This window comes from Neobacillus sp. D3-1R (assembly GCF_052180215.1).
Taxonomy (GTDB): domain Bacteria; phylum Bacillota; class Bacilli; order Bacillales; family Cytobacillaceae; genus Pseudoneobacillus.
On the sequence record NZ_CP197471.1, the window covers coordinates 2,775,074 to 2,791,972 of the forward strand.

Genomic DNA, 16,899 nt, shown 5'->3' on the forward strand with positions numbered 1-16,899 from the left:
TGTTAGCATACTATATTTTGCTAAGAGATTGCAAAGAATGGGTTTGTGCTATTAATCATTTTTTCTCGCTTCCGTCATTTGCTTCCAAACAGAACCTTTAGCTTCTTCTCCGCCTTCAATACGGGCAATAGCCATTTTCACCTGTAAACTTACCTCAAACTCTGGATCATTTTCCACTTCTTTTAAAGCTGGAAGTGCGGATTCGTCACCAACCTCGTATAAATACATAGCTGCACGCCATCTGACAAGCTTGCTTGTATCCTTTAAAGCCGCACACATTTCCGCTATGGCTTCTTCAAAGCCTAAATCTGATAAACAATCGCCAGCCGTTCTTCTAACGGCAACGGCAGAATCTTTTAATCCTTTATAAAGCAATGGTAGGACTTTTTTGTCTTCAATCATTCCAACATAGACAATGGCAAGCCTGCGAATGGACATTTTTTCATCTTCCAGCGCTTTTTCAAGTACAGGCAGGTCTTCTAAAGTTGGATCATTCATTTGTTCCAATGCTTGGTAACGGACTCTCCAATCGGGATTAGAAAGATCATCCACTGTGATTTTCTTTTTCTCTTTTACTCTTTTTTCGGTCACTGCTTCTTGACCTTTTTGAGCTTCTAATACTAGAGCTTTAACTCTATCTTCAGGATACGTCGCTAAAAGCTCATCTAAAATTTCTTGTCCAACTTGCTCTATATCGCCGTAGCGAATACCAAAATCCTGCCACTTCCGAAGAAGGATATAATTATCGCCAGGCATTTGGGCTTCAAAAGCGGCATTTTTATATAAATCAGGCAATCCAAATCGTTTTTCCGTGTCTTCTTCTGTAAGCTTAATTTGTAGGGGGATGCCTTTAAACATTTGAACCTGCGCTTTTACTTCCCCATAATGCTGGGATACACTTTTGCCCGCATTTTGAATTTCAGATGCTGACTCACCAAATGCCTCTCGGACTTTAGGTAGAATTTCCTTCCAGTCATACTTTGCATTTCGTTCAACAGCTAAGAAGTCAGCAACATGGTATACCCCCTTAACCCCTTCAATTGTTAGGATTGTTTTAATAACTTCGGGAGCTCCCTCCTGTTGGTCGGTTTTATAATTATGAGCTTTACCCATTGGTAATTCTTGATCCAGGATTACCTTCATTGTATTAGGACTTGGTGTCGGTTCAATTGCGATAATTTTCATCAGACCACCCCTTCTAAAAAGTTTATCTCTAATCTATTACTTCCCAGCAAGTTCAGATAGATAAGACCATCTTTCAATGGATTCTTCTAATTCCTGATTAAGTCTTGCTTCCTTTTCACTTAACTCATGTGCTTTTTCAAAGTCGCTGCCCACCTGAGTTAATTCTACGGATACTTTTTCAATTTGTTCTTCAAGTGAAGCGATTTTATCTTCAATCTCTTCCCATTCCTTTTGCTCTTTGTACGTCATTTTTTTCTTTTTTTCTTTGACTGGCTGTGTTTTTTCAACCACAACCTTTGGCTTATCGTCTTTCTTTGATACTTGCTTTTCCAAGTAATCTGTATAGCTTCCAAAGAAAGTCGATACATGTCCATCTCCTTCAAAAACTAATAATTGATCAACGACCTTGTCTAAGAAATAGCGGTCATGGGAAACGGTAATGACAACGCCTGGGAAGTCCTCTAAATAATCCTCTAGGACTGTTAATGTCTGTGTATCCAAATCGTTCGTCGGCTCATCCAGGATTAAAACATTCGGCTCTTCCATTAGTTTTTTCAAAAGGTATAAGCGACGCTTCTCTCCTCCTGAAAGCTTTCGAATCGGTGTACCGTGTGTATGCATCGAAAACAGGAAGCGTTCAAGCATTTGAGCAGCAGAGATATACTTGCCATCAGAAGTATGAACCATTTCAGCGGTCTCTTTTAGATATTCAATCATCCGCTTATTCTCATCCATATCATCTATTTCTTGTGTATAATATGCGACTTTAACCGTTTGTCCAGTGATTATTTCACCTTCATCTGGTAAAATTCTTCCTGCTAACATATTTAATAGTGTCGACTTTCCAGCACCATTTTTTCCAATAATGCCTATACGATCACCTGGCTTCATTAAGAAAGAAAAATCTTGAATAATTGGTTTATCACCAAAGCTCTTACTAATCTCTTTCATTTCAAAAACTTGCTTCCCTAACCTACTCCCACTTAAAGAAATATCTAGTTTTTCGGTTGTTTTTTGATCCGAAAGCTTCGTATCTAACTCTTCGAATCGTTGAATTCGCGCCTTTTGTTTCGTCGTTCTTGCTTTTGCACCGCGGCGCATCCATTCTAATTCATTTCGATAAAGATTTTGCATTTTTTCAAAGGAAGCTGCTTCATTTTCCTCACGAATCGCTTTTGATTCTAAAAAGTCAGCGTAGTTTCCTTTGTATGCGTACAAATTACCACCATCAAGTTCGAATATACGATTGGTGACACGATCTAGAAAATAGCGATCATGCGTTACCAGCAGAATCGCTCCACTATAACGGCTTAAATAATCCTCCAACCATTTAACCGATTCAAAATCCAAATGGTTGGTAGGCTCGTCTAATATTAATAGGTCAGGAGAATCAATTAATACTTGAGCAAGAGCCACACGCTTCTTTTGTCCCCCAGACAAAGCAGCAATTTCCTGCCCATAATCATCGATACCAAGTTTATTTAAAATAGCCTTCGCATTGGCACTAGCATCCCATGCATTGAGTGCTTCCATATCCTTTTGTAAGGTGAAAAGCTTTTCTTGTAGCTCTTTATTATCTGGCTGATGATTCAAATGAGCTAATGCTTGTTCATACTGTCTCACAACTTTAAAAGTCGGAGAATCTCCCTTAAATACCTGTTCAATAACCGTCAAATTCCCCGTTAGCTCCGGTTGTTGTGACAAATAAGAGATGGAATAATCTTTACCTGTCACAATATCCCCGGAGTCAGGGATATCGAGTCCGGCAACTATTTTTAGAAGAGAGGATTTTCCAGTTCCATTAACACCGATTAATCCTACTCTTTCTTTTTCGCTAATCGTAAAAGAAATTTGTTTAAAAAGTTCCTTCTCTCCGTACGTTTTTGATACATTTTCGATTGAGATCATTTTCAAGCTTGACCATTCCATTCTTGATAAAATTGAGATAAAAATTCTTCCATATAATGATGTCTATTTTCAGCTATTGTTTTTGCTGTCTCTGTGTTTAATAAATCTTTTAATAAAAGAAGCTTTTCATAGAAATGATTCACACTGGAGGATTTTCCATTTCGATATTCCTCTACTGTCATTTCTTCTCTTACTTTTCGTTCAGGATGATAAATAGGTTGTCCCTTTTTTCCACCGTAAGCAAATGCCCTTGCTATTCCGATTGCACCAATGGCATCGAGGCGATCAGCATCTTGAACAATTTTCGCTTCCCATGACGTTAAAACCCTTTTTTCTCCACCACGAAAAGAAATGGAATTGATTACTTCTATAATCTTTTCTGTTATATCAGTGGAGAGTTCTAACTGATTTAAAAATTGTAGTAAAATTTGTTGTCCTTCTTCTTTACTTCCATTCAATTTTTCATCGGGAATGTCATGTAATAGTGCAGACATTTCTATAATAAAAGGATCACCTTTTTGTTCACTTTTCCAAATAGATAGGGCATTTTTTCTAACACGGTCAACATGAAACCAATCATGACCTGTTGAATCTGCCCCCATTTTCCTTTTCACAAATTCTTCCGTTTGATTGATTGTTAAAGAATAATCCATTCTTGTTTCCCTCACCTTCAATACAAACTTTATTTTATCATAACAAATCAAAAATGTTTCCCTTTGGCTATTTGAATCCCTCGAAATAGAAAAAAAGTGCCCCCATGGAGCACTTTTTAAGCATTATACCAACTGATACCTAATGTATTTTCTCCCGCATGTACGCCAATCGTTGCACATAAAGGATAGGTTTGAAAATCAGTATTTGGAAATTGTTGTATTAGTTCCTCTTTCCATTTTAATGCCGCCTCTGGCTGTAAGCCATAAAGAATGTATGCTTCCTTAATAGGTGCCTTCTCATTCGCGGATTTTAGTAGCTCGACAATTTTTTCTCTTGCTTTTTTCTCGCTTCTTGCCTTTTCTTTTACTTTTAATTCACCATCTGTGATGCTAATAATTGGTTTAATATTTAACATACTTCCTAGTACAAATTGCAGATTATTCATTCGGCCGCTTCGGTGCAATTGTTCTAAACTACCGACTAAAACATAGGTCTCGTTTTTGGTTGTGAGAGATTCAATTGACCTGATAACGCTTTCAAAATCTTCTCCAGCTTGAATGTCGCTAATCCCCTTTTTAATCAATACACTTAAAGGGTAGGCAAGTATTTTCGAATCAATGGTTATAACCGGTATATCTACTAATTGGCCTGCTTGTTGACTGGAAGATACGGTGCCGCTCAATTTAGAAGATATTAAAAGAGAGACAATGACATCATAGTTTTTAGCTAGTCTTTCATATAAAGTTTGAAAAGCCCCTATTGCTGGCTGTGATGTTTTGGGTGGAGTAGAAAGTGTTTTTAATCTCGTATATAATTCATGAGGAGTTAAATCCAAACCATCTGCAAATTCTTCACCATCTAATAATATCGTCAATGGAATTTGATACACATCTGGATGATTTTTAAGCTCATCATCTAAAAACGCCGTACTATCGGTAACCCAGGCAATTTTTTTTGTCAAAAATGTAAGCCCCCTTTTCTTTTCCATTTAACCTAATATTAAATGTTTATTGTTATAATGTAAATAATATTATGAATTATTAGATAACGGAAAAGATATTAGCAAACCAAGGCTTTAAAAGGTTCCGTTTTGAACGTAAACAGAAAAACCGCAAATTACAATAGCTTTACTGAAATTTTAAATTAGGAAAACAATTCGTTATGGAATATCATTTAACTGTCTAACGGACAAAATATTCAAAAGGGGATTGATTGGGAAGGAGAGAAATATGTCAGTTAAAATCACACCTAAGGGAAAGCAATTAATTCTTCAACAATTAGCCATTCTTGAACAAGAATTGAAGCAAGTACGTATGGATAAAAATGCAGCCTATCATGCTTGCGGTGATGATAAGTTAGCTAATCCAAATTTTCATAAATTAGAGCAAGATGAACGTATATTAGAAGAACGAATTCACGAAATTCAGCATGAATATAAAACTGCTGAATTGATTAAATTTGAAGAGCGTAATACGGAAAAAGTTGATATTGGCTCTATCGTGAGGTGTTCGTTTGAGTATACAGATATTACGGAGGAAGAAATTTATGAAATTGTCGGATACGGTGAATCTAATATAGAGGAGAATAAACTTTTTTATGATACACCTGTTGCGAAGAAATTAATGGGGTTAAGGATTGGCGAGGAAACTATTTTATCCGTTCCTTCTGGCAAAGTAAAATGCAAAGTTTTAAAGATGTACAGCCACTGGAAAGAAGTATAAAGGCATATTACGTTCAAACATATAAAAAAATAAGCTATTTTCGGGTGTTAAAACCATGTTTAACACCCGAAAATAGCAATAGCTGTCCTTAAAAATTCCAATTATCTAATAGTCTCCAACATAGATAAGGTTTCTATCATAGGAGTAACCATTTCAATTAAATCATCCATTTGGTCTTCGATTATTAGTCTCTTAAAATCAATGATGATTCGATTTTGGATCAATGAGCTTTCACTTAGAGGATCTAGTAAAGCCAATTGTTGAATACTTCTTGTTTCACCCCAAATTTTTCGGAATTCATTTTGAATCTTCTTAAATAAATCCTTCTCATTTTGGTGAGATAATTGAAACTCCAGTAGGACAAAAATGCCTTGCTTGTTTACCACATTATTCATTGGTAATAGTTCTGCTACTAAGTTTTCAATCTCGGAGCTTAAGGTAAAAATAGCAAAAACATCTTGATGCGAATCATTCAAACAAAATTTAATGGAATATTTTCTTGATAGCTTTGCTAAATCTACCAGATCACTTCGATCAACAATTTTTATATCTCCATCTAAATCCCTATCATAGAGATGTCCTTCAATAACAACCTTCATATTTTCAAAAGCAGTTGGGTCAAACATATTTCTTCACTTCCCTATAAAAAGTACCAAATTAAATGTACTTTTAACTTTTAGAAAAGTCCAACCGCATTGCCGTTTTGGTCCACATCCATATTTAATGCTGCAGGTTTTTTAGGTAATCCAGGCATTGTCATTACTTCTCCAGTTAAAGCAACGAGGAAACCAGCTCCGATTGATGGTTTAAATTCACGAATCGTAATCGTAAAATCTTCTGGTCTGCCTAGTTTTGTAGGATCATCAGAAAGTGAATACTGCGTTTTGGCCATACATACAGGCAGGTTGGACCAACCATATTCATCAAAGTCCTTCAATTGCTTTTTGGCTTTTGGAGAAAACTCAACATTACTCCCTCCGTAAACCTTTTGCACAATGGTTTTCACTTTATCTGCAATTGAATCAGAAAGATCATATAAATGGTGGAAATTGTTTTCCTGTTTTTCAATAGCCTCAATTACTTTTTGAGCAAGCTCAACTCCACCTTCTCCACCTTTTTCCCAAACTTCAGTAAGAGCAACGGAAATATTTTGTTGTTCACACCACTCTAGAAGTGCCTTTACTTCAGCATCAGTGTCAGTCACAAATTTATTGATAGCGACTACTGCAGGAAGACCGAAGCTTTTTATCGTTTCAATATGTTTTTGTAAATTGGTAAATCCATCTTTTAATGCTTGAACATTTTCATTTACCAATTCCGTTTTTAGCATTCCACCGTGCATTTTAAGGGCACGAATAGTTGCCACAATAACAACCGCTTCTGGTTTAAATCCCGCACTTCTTGTTTTAATATGTAAAAATTTCTCAGCACCTAAGTCTGCTCCAAATCCAGCTTCTGTTACCACGTAATCGGCAAGCTTAGAAGCCGTTAAAGTAGCAATGGCACTATTACATCCATGGGCAATATTCGCAAATGGTCCGCCATGAATGAGAGCAGGTGTCCCTTCAATGGTTTGCACAAGATTTGGCTTTACCGCATCCTTCAACAATAGTGTTAGAGCGCCTTCTACTCCTAAATCGCCTACTGTGACGGGTTGTTTTTGCTCATTATAAGCAACGACCATTTTTGATAATCTATTTCTTAAATCTGGTAGGTCTGTTGATAAACATAAAACGGCCATAATTTCGGAAGCAACCGTAATATCAAAGCCATCTTCACGTGGAATTCCTTGTAATGGACCACCTAAGCCAATGATCACCTTACGTAATGCACGGTCATTTAAATCCACTGCACGTTTCCAAACGATACGTCTTTGATCAATTTTCAGCTCATTTCCTTGTTGCAGATGATTATCGATAAATGCAGCTAGAGCGTTGTTGGCAGTTGTGATAGCATGAAGGTCACCAGTGAAATGAAGATTGATATCTTCCATTGGAAGCACTTGAGCATATCCTCCACCAGTTGCCCCACCTTTAATTCCCATTGTTGGTCCTAAAGATGGTTCACGCATAGCAATCATCGCATTTTTCCCAATACGATTAAAAGCATCACCTAGACCAACTGTTACTGTTGATTTTCCTTCTCCTGCTGGAGTTGGGTTAATGGCTGTTACTAAAATGACTTTACCGCTTTGTTTTGTTTGAATCTTTTTAAGAGCGTCTGAAGAAAGCTTTGCTTTGTATTTACCATAAAGCTCAAGATCATCTTCAGTTAAGCCAATTTTGGAAGCGATTTCATAAATAGGTTTCATTGTGGCTTCCTGAGCAATTTCAATATCCGATTTATATTTCGTCTTCATCTCCATTATATCCCCTACCATTTCTCCAAATATCATACAACATTTACTATTGTACCATCTTTCTAGTAATGATTGTGAGTATATTTTTTGAACAATCTGGCTTTAGTACGGGTAAGCATTGCTACATCAAATTAAGGTGGAATATAATAGAGAAAATAACCTTATACATTAAAAAGGAAAGGAGGAGAGTTTAATGCCTATTAAAATTCCTCAATTATTACCAGCTCGTGAAGTACTGGAAGCAGAAAATATTTTTATGATGGATGAGGAAAGAGCGACAACACAGGATATTCGTCCATTAAATATCTTAATTTTAAATTTAATGCCCGAAAAAGAAAAGACAGAAGTACAGCTTTTGAGATTACTAGGGAACACCCCCTTACAGGTGAATATTACCTTTTTAAAAACGACATCCTATACAGCAAAAAATACGAGTCAGTCCCATTTAGAAATGTTCTACTTACCTTTTGAGGAAGTAAAAATGAAAAAGTTTGATGGACTTATCATTACAGGTGCCCCAATTGAACATCTTTCCTTTGAAAAGGTAGATTATTGGCAAGAACTAACGGAAATTATGGAATGGTCCAAGGATTATGTCACTTCCACTTTACATATTTGCTGGGGGGCGCAAGCTGCTTTATATTACCATTTTGGCATTGAAAAATATGAAATTCCACAAAAGTGTTCAGGCGTATTTGAACATAAAGTATTGGATTGGTCCGAGCCGATTTTACGCGGGTTTAATGATATGTTTTATGCACCTGTTTCACGGTACACAGATGTATCGAAGGAGGCAATAAATAAATCGCAAAAGCTGAAACTACTTTCCTATTCAGAAGAAGCTGGTCCATTGCTTATAACATCAGTTGATAGAAAAATGCTGATGATTACTGGCCACTTAGAGTATGAAACTAGTACATTAGCAGAGGAATACGAGAGGGATTCTGCAAAGGGAATAGAAATCCAAGTTCCAAAAAACTATTTTTCAAATGACAATCCATCAAATAAGCCGGTGAATCGTTGGCGTTCCCATGCCCATCTGTTATTTTCTAATTGGTTAAACTATTATGTTTATCAAGAAACTCCTTTTGAGTGGGATTAATCTCGATTATTTCGAAAAAACTCTCCTGGTAGATAGCGAATATCGATTTATTTTTTAAATTAAATTACTATTACAGCATAAAAAGTATGAAGGACATTTCTCTCTCCTATCTGAGCAGTTTTGTCCTTCATCGGCTCTATGAAGGACATTTCTCTGCCCTACCTTAGCAGTTTTGTCCTTCATCAGCTTTATGAAGGACATTTCTCTGCCCTACCTGAACAGTTTTGTCCTTCATCAGCTTTATGAAGAACATTTTTCACTCATACTTGAACAGTTTTGTCTTTCATCAGCTTCATGAAGAACATTTACCTTTCATACTTGAGCAGTTTTGTCCTTCATCAGCTTTATGAAGGACATTAACCTCTCATACCTGAGCAGTTTTGTCCTTCATCAGCTTAATGAAGGACATTGCTATGCCCTACTTGAGGAGAGTTGTCCTTCATCAAATTTATGAAAGACATTATTCTGCTCTATTTGAGCAGTTTTGTCATTCATCAAAGTTCAATTCAATAAACTTTTCTTAGGATTGCGGATTTAAATAAACCTCTTCATACGGTTGGACAACGACAAATCCATTACCTGAAAATTTCATTTGAATCGATTCTCCACTTCCGCGACCAAAGAAAGTTTTTAAAGAAATATCTGTAACAAAATCAGGCTGTAAGTTGCCAGACCAAGCAACAGTGGCATTCGGATCCGTAAAAACAGGCTGATCTGGAGTGACGAGCAAGGTTAAAGGCTCGTAGTGTGAAGTAATGGCAACCATTCCACTTCCTTCTAAGCGAACGTTAAACAATCCTCCTGACATCATTCCTGCTATTTTCCGCATTAATTTAATGTCCCAATTGACTGTAGGTTCAAAGGCAAGCAAGTCATTCCCGTTTACATAAATGGATTCTCCTTGCAGCTCCAAGATTGAGATTTTTTTACCTTGGTCTGCTAAGTACAGCTTCCCTGTGCCATTGGCTTTCATTAAGGAAGTTCCTTCTCCGGTCAGTGCTTTTTTAAACATTTTTCCTAAGCCGTGCTCCAAAACGCCTTCTCGCTCAAATTTGATATTGCCGCGATAGGATACCATTGCACCTGCTTTAGCCCAAACTTGACCGTTTAAATTTATTTCTAACATTCTCGGTGTTTCTAATTCGAATAATCCTTCCCCTTTATCCTGTTGTTTCGTTTGCTGGACAAACTCATTTAACGAATAACGACTCATCTTTTACTCACCCTTTCTTTTTAGTAAAAACACACTCATAAAAGTTAATGCTTGTTTTAACTCATTCGAGATGTTATGTAGATCTAGTTTATCTGCGCCTCTTTTATATACATGAAGTTCATCCATCTTTTCCCAGCCGTTTTCACTAGCCAATTGTTCAAGTTCCCACGGCATCATGGTGTTACAAATGACTTCTTCTCCATACAATCTTCGATAACTATTGGTTCTTGGCATTGCTGTTGGACCTAGAATTCCAACACATGCATAACCGCTTGGTTTTATAATCCTATTTATTTCAAACAATACTTGTAAGGGACTTTCGGTCCATTCCAATGAATTAATAGCCATAACGGCATCAAACGACTCATTTTCCAAGTGAGTGTTGGCGATATCCCCTTTCTGAAAAGTAAGATTGGGAGCGTTCCGCTGAATCTTAGCTTTTTCAATCATATCGGATGATATGTCAATCCCTAAAACAGAGTATCCACTTTGAGCCAATTTATAGGATCCATAGCCATCTCCGCAGCCTAAGTCACACACACTTGAACCAATTTCTATGTAATTTTGAAAAAAAGGTACAATTTCCTTTCGACTCCCCTTATCCCACATGTCCTTGCTGTTTTTATTCCAATAATTCGAAGTTTCATTCCACTTTTTCTCCGCTTCATTTACCCAATTAAATGTCGTCAAACCTATACCTCCATCATATTGCTTGATCCATTCATTAAAATTACATCTTCTATTTCTTTATACTTTTAATTTCTATTCAAGACAATAAACCCTTTTTTATGATTATGCAACTACAAAAAGGGTTACAACTATAAAAAAAGATTTAGGATGTGAATAAGTTGGAAAAGGTTGTAGCTTTACATCGGAATTATTTTGGGGATATTATCAGTTTCCAGACTTCGGAAGGTCGTATTATTTCTTATCGAAAAGCGATACAAGAGGTAGAGAATGGCTTGATAGAAGGCTTGCAAATTGATATGACTGAGGAAGGCGTTGTTTCTCTTATTCCTGCTAGTGAAACTGCATTTGATGATATGCCAGAGATTTATTAAGAAAATTCCTTTAAAATAAAGAAGGATCTGACAAAAAGTCGGATCCTTTTCTTTATTTATTCTTCGTTGTTTTTTTGCACTTGGCGTAAATCCTCTATTCGATCAGGTTGTTCTTCAAAAAACTGAATCAAGTCACCTATACGATCAATGGCATCCCAACTTAAATGATGCTCAATCCCCTCAACATCGTTATAGATATTTTCTTCTTTTACCCCAATGATTTGCATGAATTGTTCTAATAACTCATGACGATATACCAATCTCTTCCCAATCTTTTTACCTTTAGGCGTTAGAACTAAACCGCGGTATTTTTCATATACGAGATATTCATCCTTGTCTAACTTCTGAACCATTTTAGTCACAGAGGAGGGGTGTACAGAAAGTGCTTCGGCAATATCAGATACCCGAGCATATCCTTTTTCTTCAATCAATTTATATATTTGTTCTATATAGTCTTCCATACTTGGTGTCGGCATTACAATACCCTCCTACGTTCCATTCAATCTTAAATTTTACTATAGATGGAAAAGAGAGACAAGGAATTCCATCACTTTTCAACAAGCTCCCCCTGATTTACAGGTATGGGTTGATGAAATTCAAAAATCAACTTATGCTGTTGATCGTCCCATTTCAGCATTGCATTAAAGGTTTTATCCTTTCCCTTAAACCCCTCGATCATAGGGGTTACACCATTGCCAAGTATTGCTTTTACATATTGTTGAGTAATCGACTTTCCGAGAATTTTTTTAGAGATAGTGAAGGAACATTGATTACTTTTGTAATTTGTACAACCATAAAAACTACCTTTATCTACAACCTGACCATCACATTTTTTACACTTGCCTAATTTAGTTGGTGTTTTACTTCCTTTAAACTTTCTTGGTTCAAACTCCTCTTGAACTTCTGGAGTAAAAATCCATGAGTGCGTTTCTGTTGGAGTCTGTTCAATCAAATGAATGACCATTTTTTTCGTCTGCTCCATGAATTGTTTCGGTGAGGCAGTCCCTTCCGAAATGTCCCTAAGCCGTTGCTCCCATTTAGCCGTCATTTCAGGTGAAGCTAATATTTGATTCCCTACTGCAGAAATAAGAATTTTCGCCTTTGCCGTAGCGTAAACTAGATTTTTTTGAACCTGAATATAGTTGCGGTCCTTCAACATCGTAATAATCCCTGCCCGAGTCGCTTCTGTTCCTAGACCTTCCGTCTTGAGTAAAACTTTTTCAAGTTCCTTATCGTCCAAATGCTTTCCTGCTGTTTTCATGACGTTAATAAGCTGGCCTTCGGTGTATCTTTTAGGCGGCTGAGTCTTACTTTCCTTCACCTTTACTTTGTTCACAACACCTGAGTCACCTTTTTCAAGAAAAGGGAGCTCCTGTTCTTTATCAGCATCCTTTGTGCTAATGACCTTTTTCCAGCCCTCTTGCATTTGAACTTTCCCTTTTGATATAAAGGTTGCCCTGCCATCCACCAAAGTCGTTACAGTTGTATATTCGGTGATTGATTTTTCATAGTGTGCCGCAATTAAGCTTCGAACAATTAAATCATAAATCTGTTTTTCCTCTGGTAACAGTTTGCTAATATTAGGCACCTGGTCAGTCGGAATGATCGCATAGTGATCAGTTACCTTCTTTTCATTTACATAGCGACTATTATCTTGGATCGATGGAATCGGTAATGGAAAGAATGATTCATAATCGGTTATATGGCTAAATTTCTGTAAAATAGCTGGAAAGGTTTTTGCTTCCTCTGCGGTGACAAATCTTGAATCAGAACGAGGATAAGAGATATTGCCCTTTTGATATAACTTTTGTAAAATATCCAATGTCTTTTTCGGTGAGAGTTTAAAACGCTTATTTGCTTCCGTTTGCAATGCGGAGAGATTATATAAATAAGGCGGTAAAAATTCTTTTTTCTCAGCCTGCACCTCTGTAATCGTAGCTTCCTTCTGTTCACAAAAAGCAGCTATTTTTTCAGCCATTTCTTTTGAATTGATTCTTGAATTCCCGTCCTTTTCCCATTTTCCTGTATACTTCTTTTTATCCATAGAGAAGGTTGCTTCAACCTCCCAAAAAGGCTCTGAAACAAATTGTTCTATCTCCAGTTCTCTTTTAACAATAAGAGCTAAGGTTGGGGTTTGTACTCTCCCCACACTAAATACATCCGAAAATCCTTTTTGTTGAAGCAATAAGCTATAAAGCCTCGAAGCATTCATTCCTACAAGCCAATCCGCACATGCTCGTGTATAAGCTTCAAAATATAAATTTCGTGTATCTTCTTCTTTTAGTAAATTAGTAAAGCCTTCTTTAATAGATTTTGCGGTTAAAGAAGATATCCACAATCTTTTCATCGGCTTTTGAGATCGGGTTAAGCGAAGAATATTACGAACGATCAGTTCACCTTCACGCCCAGCATCTCCTGCATGTATAATCTCCGTAACAGCTGGGTGATGAATGAGCTTTTGTATGATATCGAACTGCTTTTGTTTACTTTTTACGACTTCATACTGATATTGTTCAGGAGAAATTGGTAAGGTTTGTAATGACCATTTTTTATAGGAAGGATCATATTTTTCTGGTGCCGCAAGTTCGCATAGATGACCTACTGCCCATGTTACAAAGGCACCATTTTGAAAGATTTCATTGGGCAATATTTCAATATAACCCGATTGTTTTTTCGTTTTAAATGGAGAGGCCAAGGTCGAGCCTTGGTCAGGTTTTTCCGCAATAATTAATTTCAAATGAATCGCCTACATTTCTATAGTAATCCAACTATGTGCTTTCCTTACACATTCATATTTATTTTAGGCTTGTCTAACCCGTTCGTAAAGTAGAAAAAAACCCCTTGTCTGTTAAACTAGGGGTTTATGCAGTCAAAATTCTACTAAATTAGATGAAAGTATCTGACAACAACGGTAATCATAAATGTGACAAAAAAAGCAATGATTGTTGGGATGAAAAAGGCTAAAAACGTCCATTTACGACTTTTTGTTTCTTTATAGATATTAATCAAGGTCGTTCCACAAGGGAAGTGTAGAAGTGAAAATAACATCATATTTAAAGCCGTTAACCAAGTCCATCCTTGATTAATAAAGAGCTGTTTAATATCGGCTATTCCATTAACATCTATTAATTCTCCTGTTGATAAATACCCCATTAATAATACAGGCAAGACGATTTCATTAGCAGGTAAACCAACGATAAAGGCCATTAAAATATATCCATCTAAACCAATTGCTTTACCTAATGGATCTAAAAAGTGGACAACATGTAATAGTATACTAGTATCTCCAACCGTGACATTTGCTAATATCCAAGTTAATATAGCTGCTGGTGCCGCTACTTTAATCGCACGTGTAAGAACAGATAATGATTTTGAAATCGACTCACGAATAACCGTTTCAAAGATTTTTGGCTTTCGATATGGCGGGAGCTCTAATGTATAGTGGGTTGGGACTCCCTTTAACAATGTTTTTGATAAAGCCCAAGAAACGGCAAACGTCACAAAAATCCCGAATAAAACGATGGCTACAATAACACCTGTCGTTACCAATGATTTCATTCCACCGGTAAATCCAGCAGCCATAAATAAAGAAGCTAATACAATTAAGGTTCCCCATCTTCCGTTACATGGCACAAAATTATTGGTTAAAATCGCTAACATTCGTTCTCTAGGGGATTCAATGATCCGAGTGGACATAATGGCAGCTGCATTACAGCCAAAACCCATTGCCATTGTGAGTGATTGTTTACCATGTGCTCCCACTGATTTAAACAGGCGATCTAGATTAAATGCGACGCGAGGTAAATAACCGTAATTCTCTAACAAGGCAAAGGTTGGAAAAAAAATGGCCATTGGCGGAAGCATAACACTGATTACCCATGTGGTGCCTCGATAAAGACCTAATACTAAGATTCCATGTAACCAATCTGGTGCATGGAGCAGTTGAAATAAAGCCGTTAAATAACCCTCCAACCAGACGAAAAAATCAGCAATTAAACTTGACGGGATATTGGCACCCGCAATAGTAATATAAAAGATAATTCCAAGCATAGCGAACATTACAGGAAACCCAATGAAAGGAGAAGTTAAGATTGCATCTAACTTTTCTGTTACTTGGTTTTGCTTTGTTTTTGTATAACGAACCCCGCTTCTTATCAGCTGGTTACTTTCTTTAAATAAATTTTCCACGATTCGATCCCTTAAATTAGCAGAACTTATTTTACTGGCTTCATTAAGAATCGCGCGAAACTCTGATTGCTGTTGATTCATATTGAAATCCATCGTTAATGAACCTCCACGGCAAAATATTTTTCTTCTATTGCTTTTATTAAATTTTCGTCACCATCTAGTAATCGAATGGCTAGCCATCTTGTTGGAATATCATCCTTAAATACTTTTTTTAACTTTTCTTCAAGATACTGAATATTAGCTTCCGTTTCGGAATCGTAGATAATAGGACTCGGATGACACTCAATTTCACCATCGATAATTCGATCAATGGTATCAAGTAGTGTCGAAATACCTGATTTATTTCGAGCAGATATTTTTACAACAGGTACACCTAATTGACGCATAAAGTAATGGGTATTTATTTTGATTCCCATTTTCTCTGCTTCATCTATTAGATTCAGGCAGATAATCACATTTTTAGAGATTTCTAAAACCTGGAGTGCTAAATTTAAGTTTCTTTCAAGAGCTGTTGAATCCAGCACTACGATTGTTAAATCTGGCTTTTCAAATAATACATAATTTCTAGCAACCTCTTCATCATACGAATTGGAGTACAGTGAATAGGTTCCTGGTAAATCTATCATTCTATAAGATTTATTTTTAAAATCAAATGTTCCTTCTTTTAATTCAACCGTCTTCCCCGCCCAGTTTCCTGTATGCTGTCTTAAACCTGTTAAGGCATTAAATAGTGTACTTTTCCCCGTATTTGGATTCCCCATTAATGCAATTCGATACGCTTGATTCATGATTGCATCAACACTCCTTCAATTCGATCGCTTTCTTCTTTCCTTAAGGCAATGACTGTTTGACTGACTCTAAATGCAATCGGATCACCTAACGGACTTTTTCGTATCACTTCAACCGTTGCACCTGGAACAAATCCTAAATCTAATAATCTTCTTCTCATAACGCCATCAATGGAAATTTGGGTAATTTTTACGGTTTCTCCTTTTTTTCCATTAGATAATTTTATAATATTTGACTTATCCATCTAAATTTCCCCCACTCTAATGTTTTTCCCTAGACCAACTTTTAATTTATAATATGAATATATTCAAGTATTGTCAAACAATTTACAATAAAAATAAAAAAAAAACTGCTCAAAAGAGCAGCATTAGTTAAAACGTTTGATTTGTGAATCCTTTTGTATATACCATTTATCCTTCGTCACAACATTGGATATGGTAAGGATTAATGATGGAATTCGTTCGACATCAAATACTAGCAAACCTATTTTTTCTGAGAAGATGCAAAAAGAACTGCCATGTGAAAATCCAGTAAGATCCTTACCTAATTGAACAAGTAAACTTACAATCTCTCTTCGTTCCTCTTGTTCTAAAAAAATATGTGGAGAAAACCTTAAAATCCAATTTTCACCCTCTATCGAAAATCGATACATATTCTCACCCTTTATCAATGGATAATTATGATCATTGGGCTGTACTTTGTTTCGAAAACAACCTTAT

At 36.4% G+C, this 16,899-nt stretch carries 17 protein-coding genes; 3 read left to right on the forward strand and 14 right to left on the reverse strand.

The genetic code is table 11. The features are described 5' to 3' along the window. Positions 1 to 51: 51 nt before the first annotated feature. From ACSBPO_RS14210 to ACSBPO_RS14225, 4 genes are all read right to left on the reverse strand, one after another. Positions 52 to 1,185, reverse strand: a complete 1,134-nt coding sequence (locus ACSBPO_RS14210; protein ID WP_442594353.1) for a conserved virulence factor C family protein — start codon at positions 1,183 to 1,185, stop codon at positions 52 to 54. A gap of 36 nt (positions 1,186 to 1,221) precedes the next feature. Then, positions 1,222 to 3,099, reverse strand: a complete 1,878-nt coding sequence (locus tag ACSBPO_RS14215; RefSeq protein ID WP_442594355.1) for an ABC-F family ATP-binding cassette domain-containing protein — start codon at positions 3,097 to 3,099, stop codon at positions 1,222 to 1,224. Then, complete coding sequence (locus ACSBPO_RS14220) at positions 3,096 to 3,746, reverse strand: HD domain-containing protein (RefSeq protein ID WP_442594357.1); 651 nt, start codon at positions 3,744 to 3,746, stop codon at positions 3,096 to 3,098. The genes ACSBPO_RS14215 and ACSBPO_RS14220 overlap by 4 nt, the downstream gene beginning before the upstream one ends. Positions 3,747 to 3,862: 116 nt before the next feature. Beyond that, on the reverse strand, positions 3,863 to 4,708 hold the full coding sequence (locus tag ACSBPO_RS14225; RefSeq protein ID WP_442594359.1) for a DegV family protein: 846 nt from the start codon (positions 4,706 to 4,708) through the stop codon (positions 3,863 to 3,865). A gap of 268 nt (positions 4,709 to 4,976) precedes the next feature. On the opposite strand from ACSBPO_RS14225, the gene ACSBPO_RS14230 reads away from it, so the two are divergent. Further along, positions 4,977 to 5,468 carry a GreA/GreB family elongation factor gene (locus tag ACSBPO_RS14230; protein ID WP_442594360.1) on the forward strand — a complete coding sequence of 164 codons (492 nt, stop codon included), beginning with the start codon at positions 4,977 to 4,979 and terminating at the stop codon, positions 5,466 to 5,468. 101 nt (positions 5,469 to 5,569) lie between these two features. Here ACSBPO_RS14230 and ACSBPO_RS14235 read toward each other — a convergent pair whose 3' ends face one another. Both ACSBPO_RS14235 and ACSBPO_RS14240 read right to left on the reverse strand, forming a co-directional pair. Further along, the gene (locus tag ACSBPO_RS14235; protein ID WP_442594361.1) at positions 5,570 to 6,094 is read right to left on the reverse strand and encodes a hypothetical protein; all 525 of its coding nucleotides are present in this window, start codon (positions 6,092 to 6,094) and stop codon (positions 5,570 to 5,572) included. A 50-nt stretch (positions 6,095 to 6,144) separates the two neighbouring features. Beyond that, positions 6,145 to 7,833, reverse strand: a complete 1,689-nt coding sequence (locus ACSBPO_RS14240) for a formate--tetrahydrofolate ligase (RefSeq protein ID WP_442594363.1) — start codon at positions 7,831 to 7,833, stop codon at positions 6,145 to 6,147. Between the two features lie 187 nt (positions 7,834 to 8,020). On the opposite strand from ACSBPO_RS14240, the gene metA reads away from it, so the two are divergent. Further along, on the forward strand, positions 8,021 to 8,929 hold the full coding sequence (metA, locus tag ACSBPO_RS14245; RefSeq protein ID WP_442594365.1) for a homoserine O-acetyltransferase MetA: 909 nt from the start codon (positions 8,021 to 8,023) through the stop codon (positions 8,927 to 8,929). Between the two features lie 520 nt (positions 8,930 to 9,449). On the opposite strand, the gene ACSBPO_RS14250 is transcribed toward metA, so the two are convergent. Next, the gene (locus ACSBPO_RS14250; RefSeq protein ID WP_442594367.1) at positions 9,450 to 10,142 is read right to left on the reverse strand and encodes an AIM24 family protein; all 693 of its coding nucleotides are present in this window, start codon (positions 10,140 to 10,142) and stop codon (positions 9,450 to 9,452) included. A gap of 3 nt (positions 10,143 to 10,145) precedes the next feature. Further along, positions 10,146 to 10,832 carry a class I SAM-dependent methyltransferase gene (locus ACSBPO_RS14255; RefSeq protein WP_442594368.1) on the reverse strand — a complete coding sequence of 229 codons (687 nt, stop codon included), beginning with the start codon at positions 10,830 to 10,832 and terminating at the stop codon, positions 10,146 to 10,148. 158 nt (positions 10,833 to 10,990) lie between these two features. On the opposite strand from ACSBPO_RS14255, the gene ACSBPO_RS14260 reads away from it, so the two are divergent. Continuing rightward, a complete protein-coding gene (locus tag ACSBPO_RS14260; RefSeq protein ID WP_442594370.1) occupies positions 10,991 to 11,203 on the forward strand; it encodes a DUF3892 domain-containing protein in 213 nt (70 codons plus the stop codon). 56 nt (positions 11,204 to 11,259) lie between these two features. On the opposite strand, the gene mntR is transcribed toward ACSBPO_RS14260, so the two are convergent. The 6 genes from mntR to ACSBPO_RS14290 form a co-directional block, all read right to left on the reverse strand. After that, positions 11,260 to 11,679 carry a transcriptional regulator MntR gene (mntR, locus tag ACSBPO_RS14265; protein ID WP_442594372.1) on the reverse strand — a complete coding sequence of 140 codons (420 nt, stop codon included), beginning with the start codon at positions 11,677 to 11,679 and terminating at the stop codon, positions 11,260 to 11,262. Positions 11,680 to 11,750: 71 nt separating this feature from the next. Further along, a complete protein-coding gene (locus tag ACSBPO_RS14270; protein ID WP_442594374.1) occupies positions 11,751 to 13,940 on the reverse strand; it encodes a DNA topoisomerase III in 2,190 nt (729 codons plus the stop codon). Between the two features lie 143 nt (positions 13,941 to 14,083). Then, positions 14,084 to 15,484, reverse strand: coding sequence for a nucleoside recognition domain-containing protein (locus ACSBPO_RS14275; RefSeq protein WP_442594376.1), 1,401 nt, complete (start codon positions 15,482 to 15,484; stop codon positions 14,084 to 14,086). A 2-nt stretch (positions 15,485 to 15,486) separates the two neighbouring features. After that, positions 15,487 to 16,179, reverse strand: a complete 693-nt coding sequence (locus tag ACSBPO_RS14280) for a FeoB small GTPase domain-containing protein (RefSeq protein WP_442594378.1) — start codon at positions 16,177 to 16,179, stop codon at positions 15,487 to 15,489. Next, positions 16,176 to 16,424: a FeoA family protein gene (locus tag ACSBPO_RS14285; RefSeq protein WP_442594380.1), complete on the reverse strand. Its 249-nt coding sequence runs from the start codon at positions 16,422 to 16,424 to the stop codon at positions 16,176 to 16,178. Before ACSBPO_RS14285 ends, ACSBPO_RS14280 begins: the two co-directional genes overlap by 4 nt. A gap of 123 nt (positions 16,425 to 16,547) precedes the next feature. Beyond that, on the reverse strand, positions 16,548 to 16,832 hold the full coding sequence (locus ACSBPO_RS14290) for a hypothetical protein (RefSeq protein ID WP_442594382.1): 285 nt from the start codon (positions 16,830 to 16,832) through the stop codon (positions 16,548 to 16,550). Between the last annotated feature and the right edge of the window lie 67 nt (positions 16,833 to 16,899).

What these genes read in the sequence shown, in the direction of transcription:
- ACSBPO_RS14210 (WP_442594353.1), bottom strand. Translation starts at nt 1,185, where the DNA reads ATGAAAATTATCGCAATTGAACCGACACCAAGTCCTAATACAATGAAG.
- ACSBPO_RS14220 (WP_442594357.1), bottom strand. Translation starts at nt 3,746, where the DNA reads ATGGATTATTCTTTAACAATCAATCAAACGGAAGAATTTGTGAAAAGG.
- ACSBPO_RS14230 (WP_442594360.1), top strand. Translation starts at nt 4,977, where the DNA reads ATGTCAGTTAAAATCACACCTAAGGGAAAGCAATTAATTCTTCAACAA.
- ACSBPO_RS14235 (WP_442594361.1), bottom strand. Translation starts at nt 6,094, where the DNA reads ATGTTTGACCCAACTGCTTTTGAAAATATGAAGGTTGTTATTGAAGGA.
- ACSBPO_RS14240 (WP_442594363.1), bottom strand. Translation starts at nt 7,833, where the DNA reads ATGGAGATGAAGACGAAATATAAATCGGATATTGAAATTGCTCAGGAA.
- metA (WP_442594365.1), top strand. Translation starts at nt 8,021, where the DNA reads ATGCCTATTAAAATTCCTCAATTATTACCAGCTCGTGAAGTACTGGAA.
- ACSBPO_RS14250 (WP_442594367.1), bottom strand. Translation starts at nt 10,142, where the DNA reads ATGAGTCGTTATTCGTTAAATGAGTTTGTCCAGCAAACGAAACAACAG.
- mntR (WP_442594372.1), bottom strand. Translation starts at nt 11,679, where the DNA reads ATGCCGACACCAAGTATGGAAGACTATATAGAACAAATATATAAATTG.
- ACSBPO_RS14275 (WP_442594376.1), bottom strand. Translation starts at nt 15,484, where the DNA reads ATGGATTTCAATATGAATCAACAGCAATCAGAGTTTCGCGCGATTCTT.
- ACSBPO_RS14280 (WP_442594378.1), bottom strand. Translation starts at nt 16,179, where the DNA reads ATGAATCAAGCGTATCGAATTGCATTAATGGGGAATCCAAATACGGGG.
- ACSBPO_RS14285 (WP_442594380.1), bottom strand. Translation starts at nt 16,424, where the DNA reads ATGGATAAGTCAAATATTATAAAATTATCTAATGGAAAAAAAGGAGAA.
- ACSBPO_RS14290 (WP_442594382.1), bottom strand. Translation starts at nt 16,832, where the DNA reads ATGTATCGATTTTCGATAGAGGGTGAAAATTGGATTTTAAGGTTTTCT.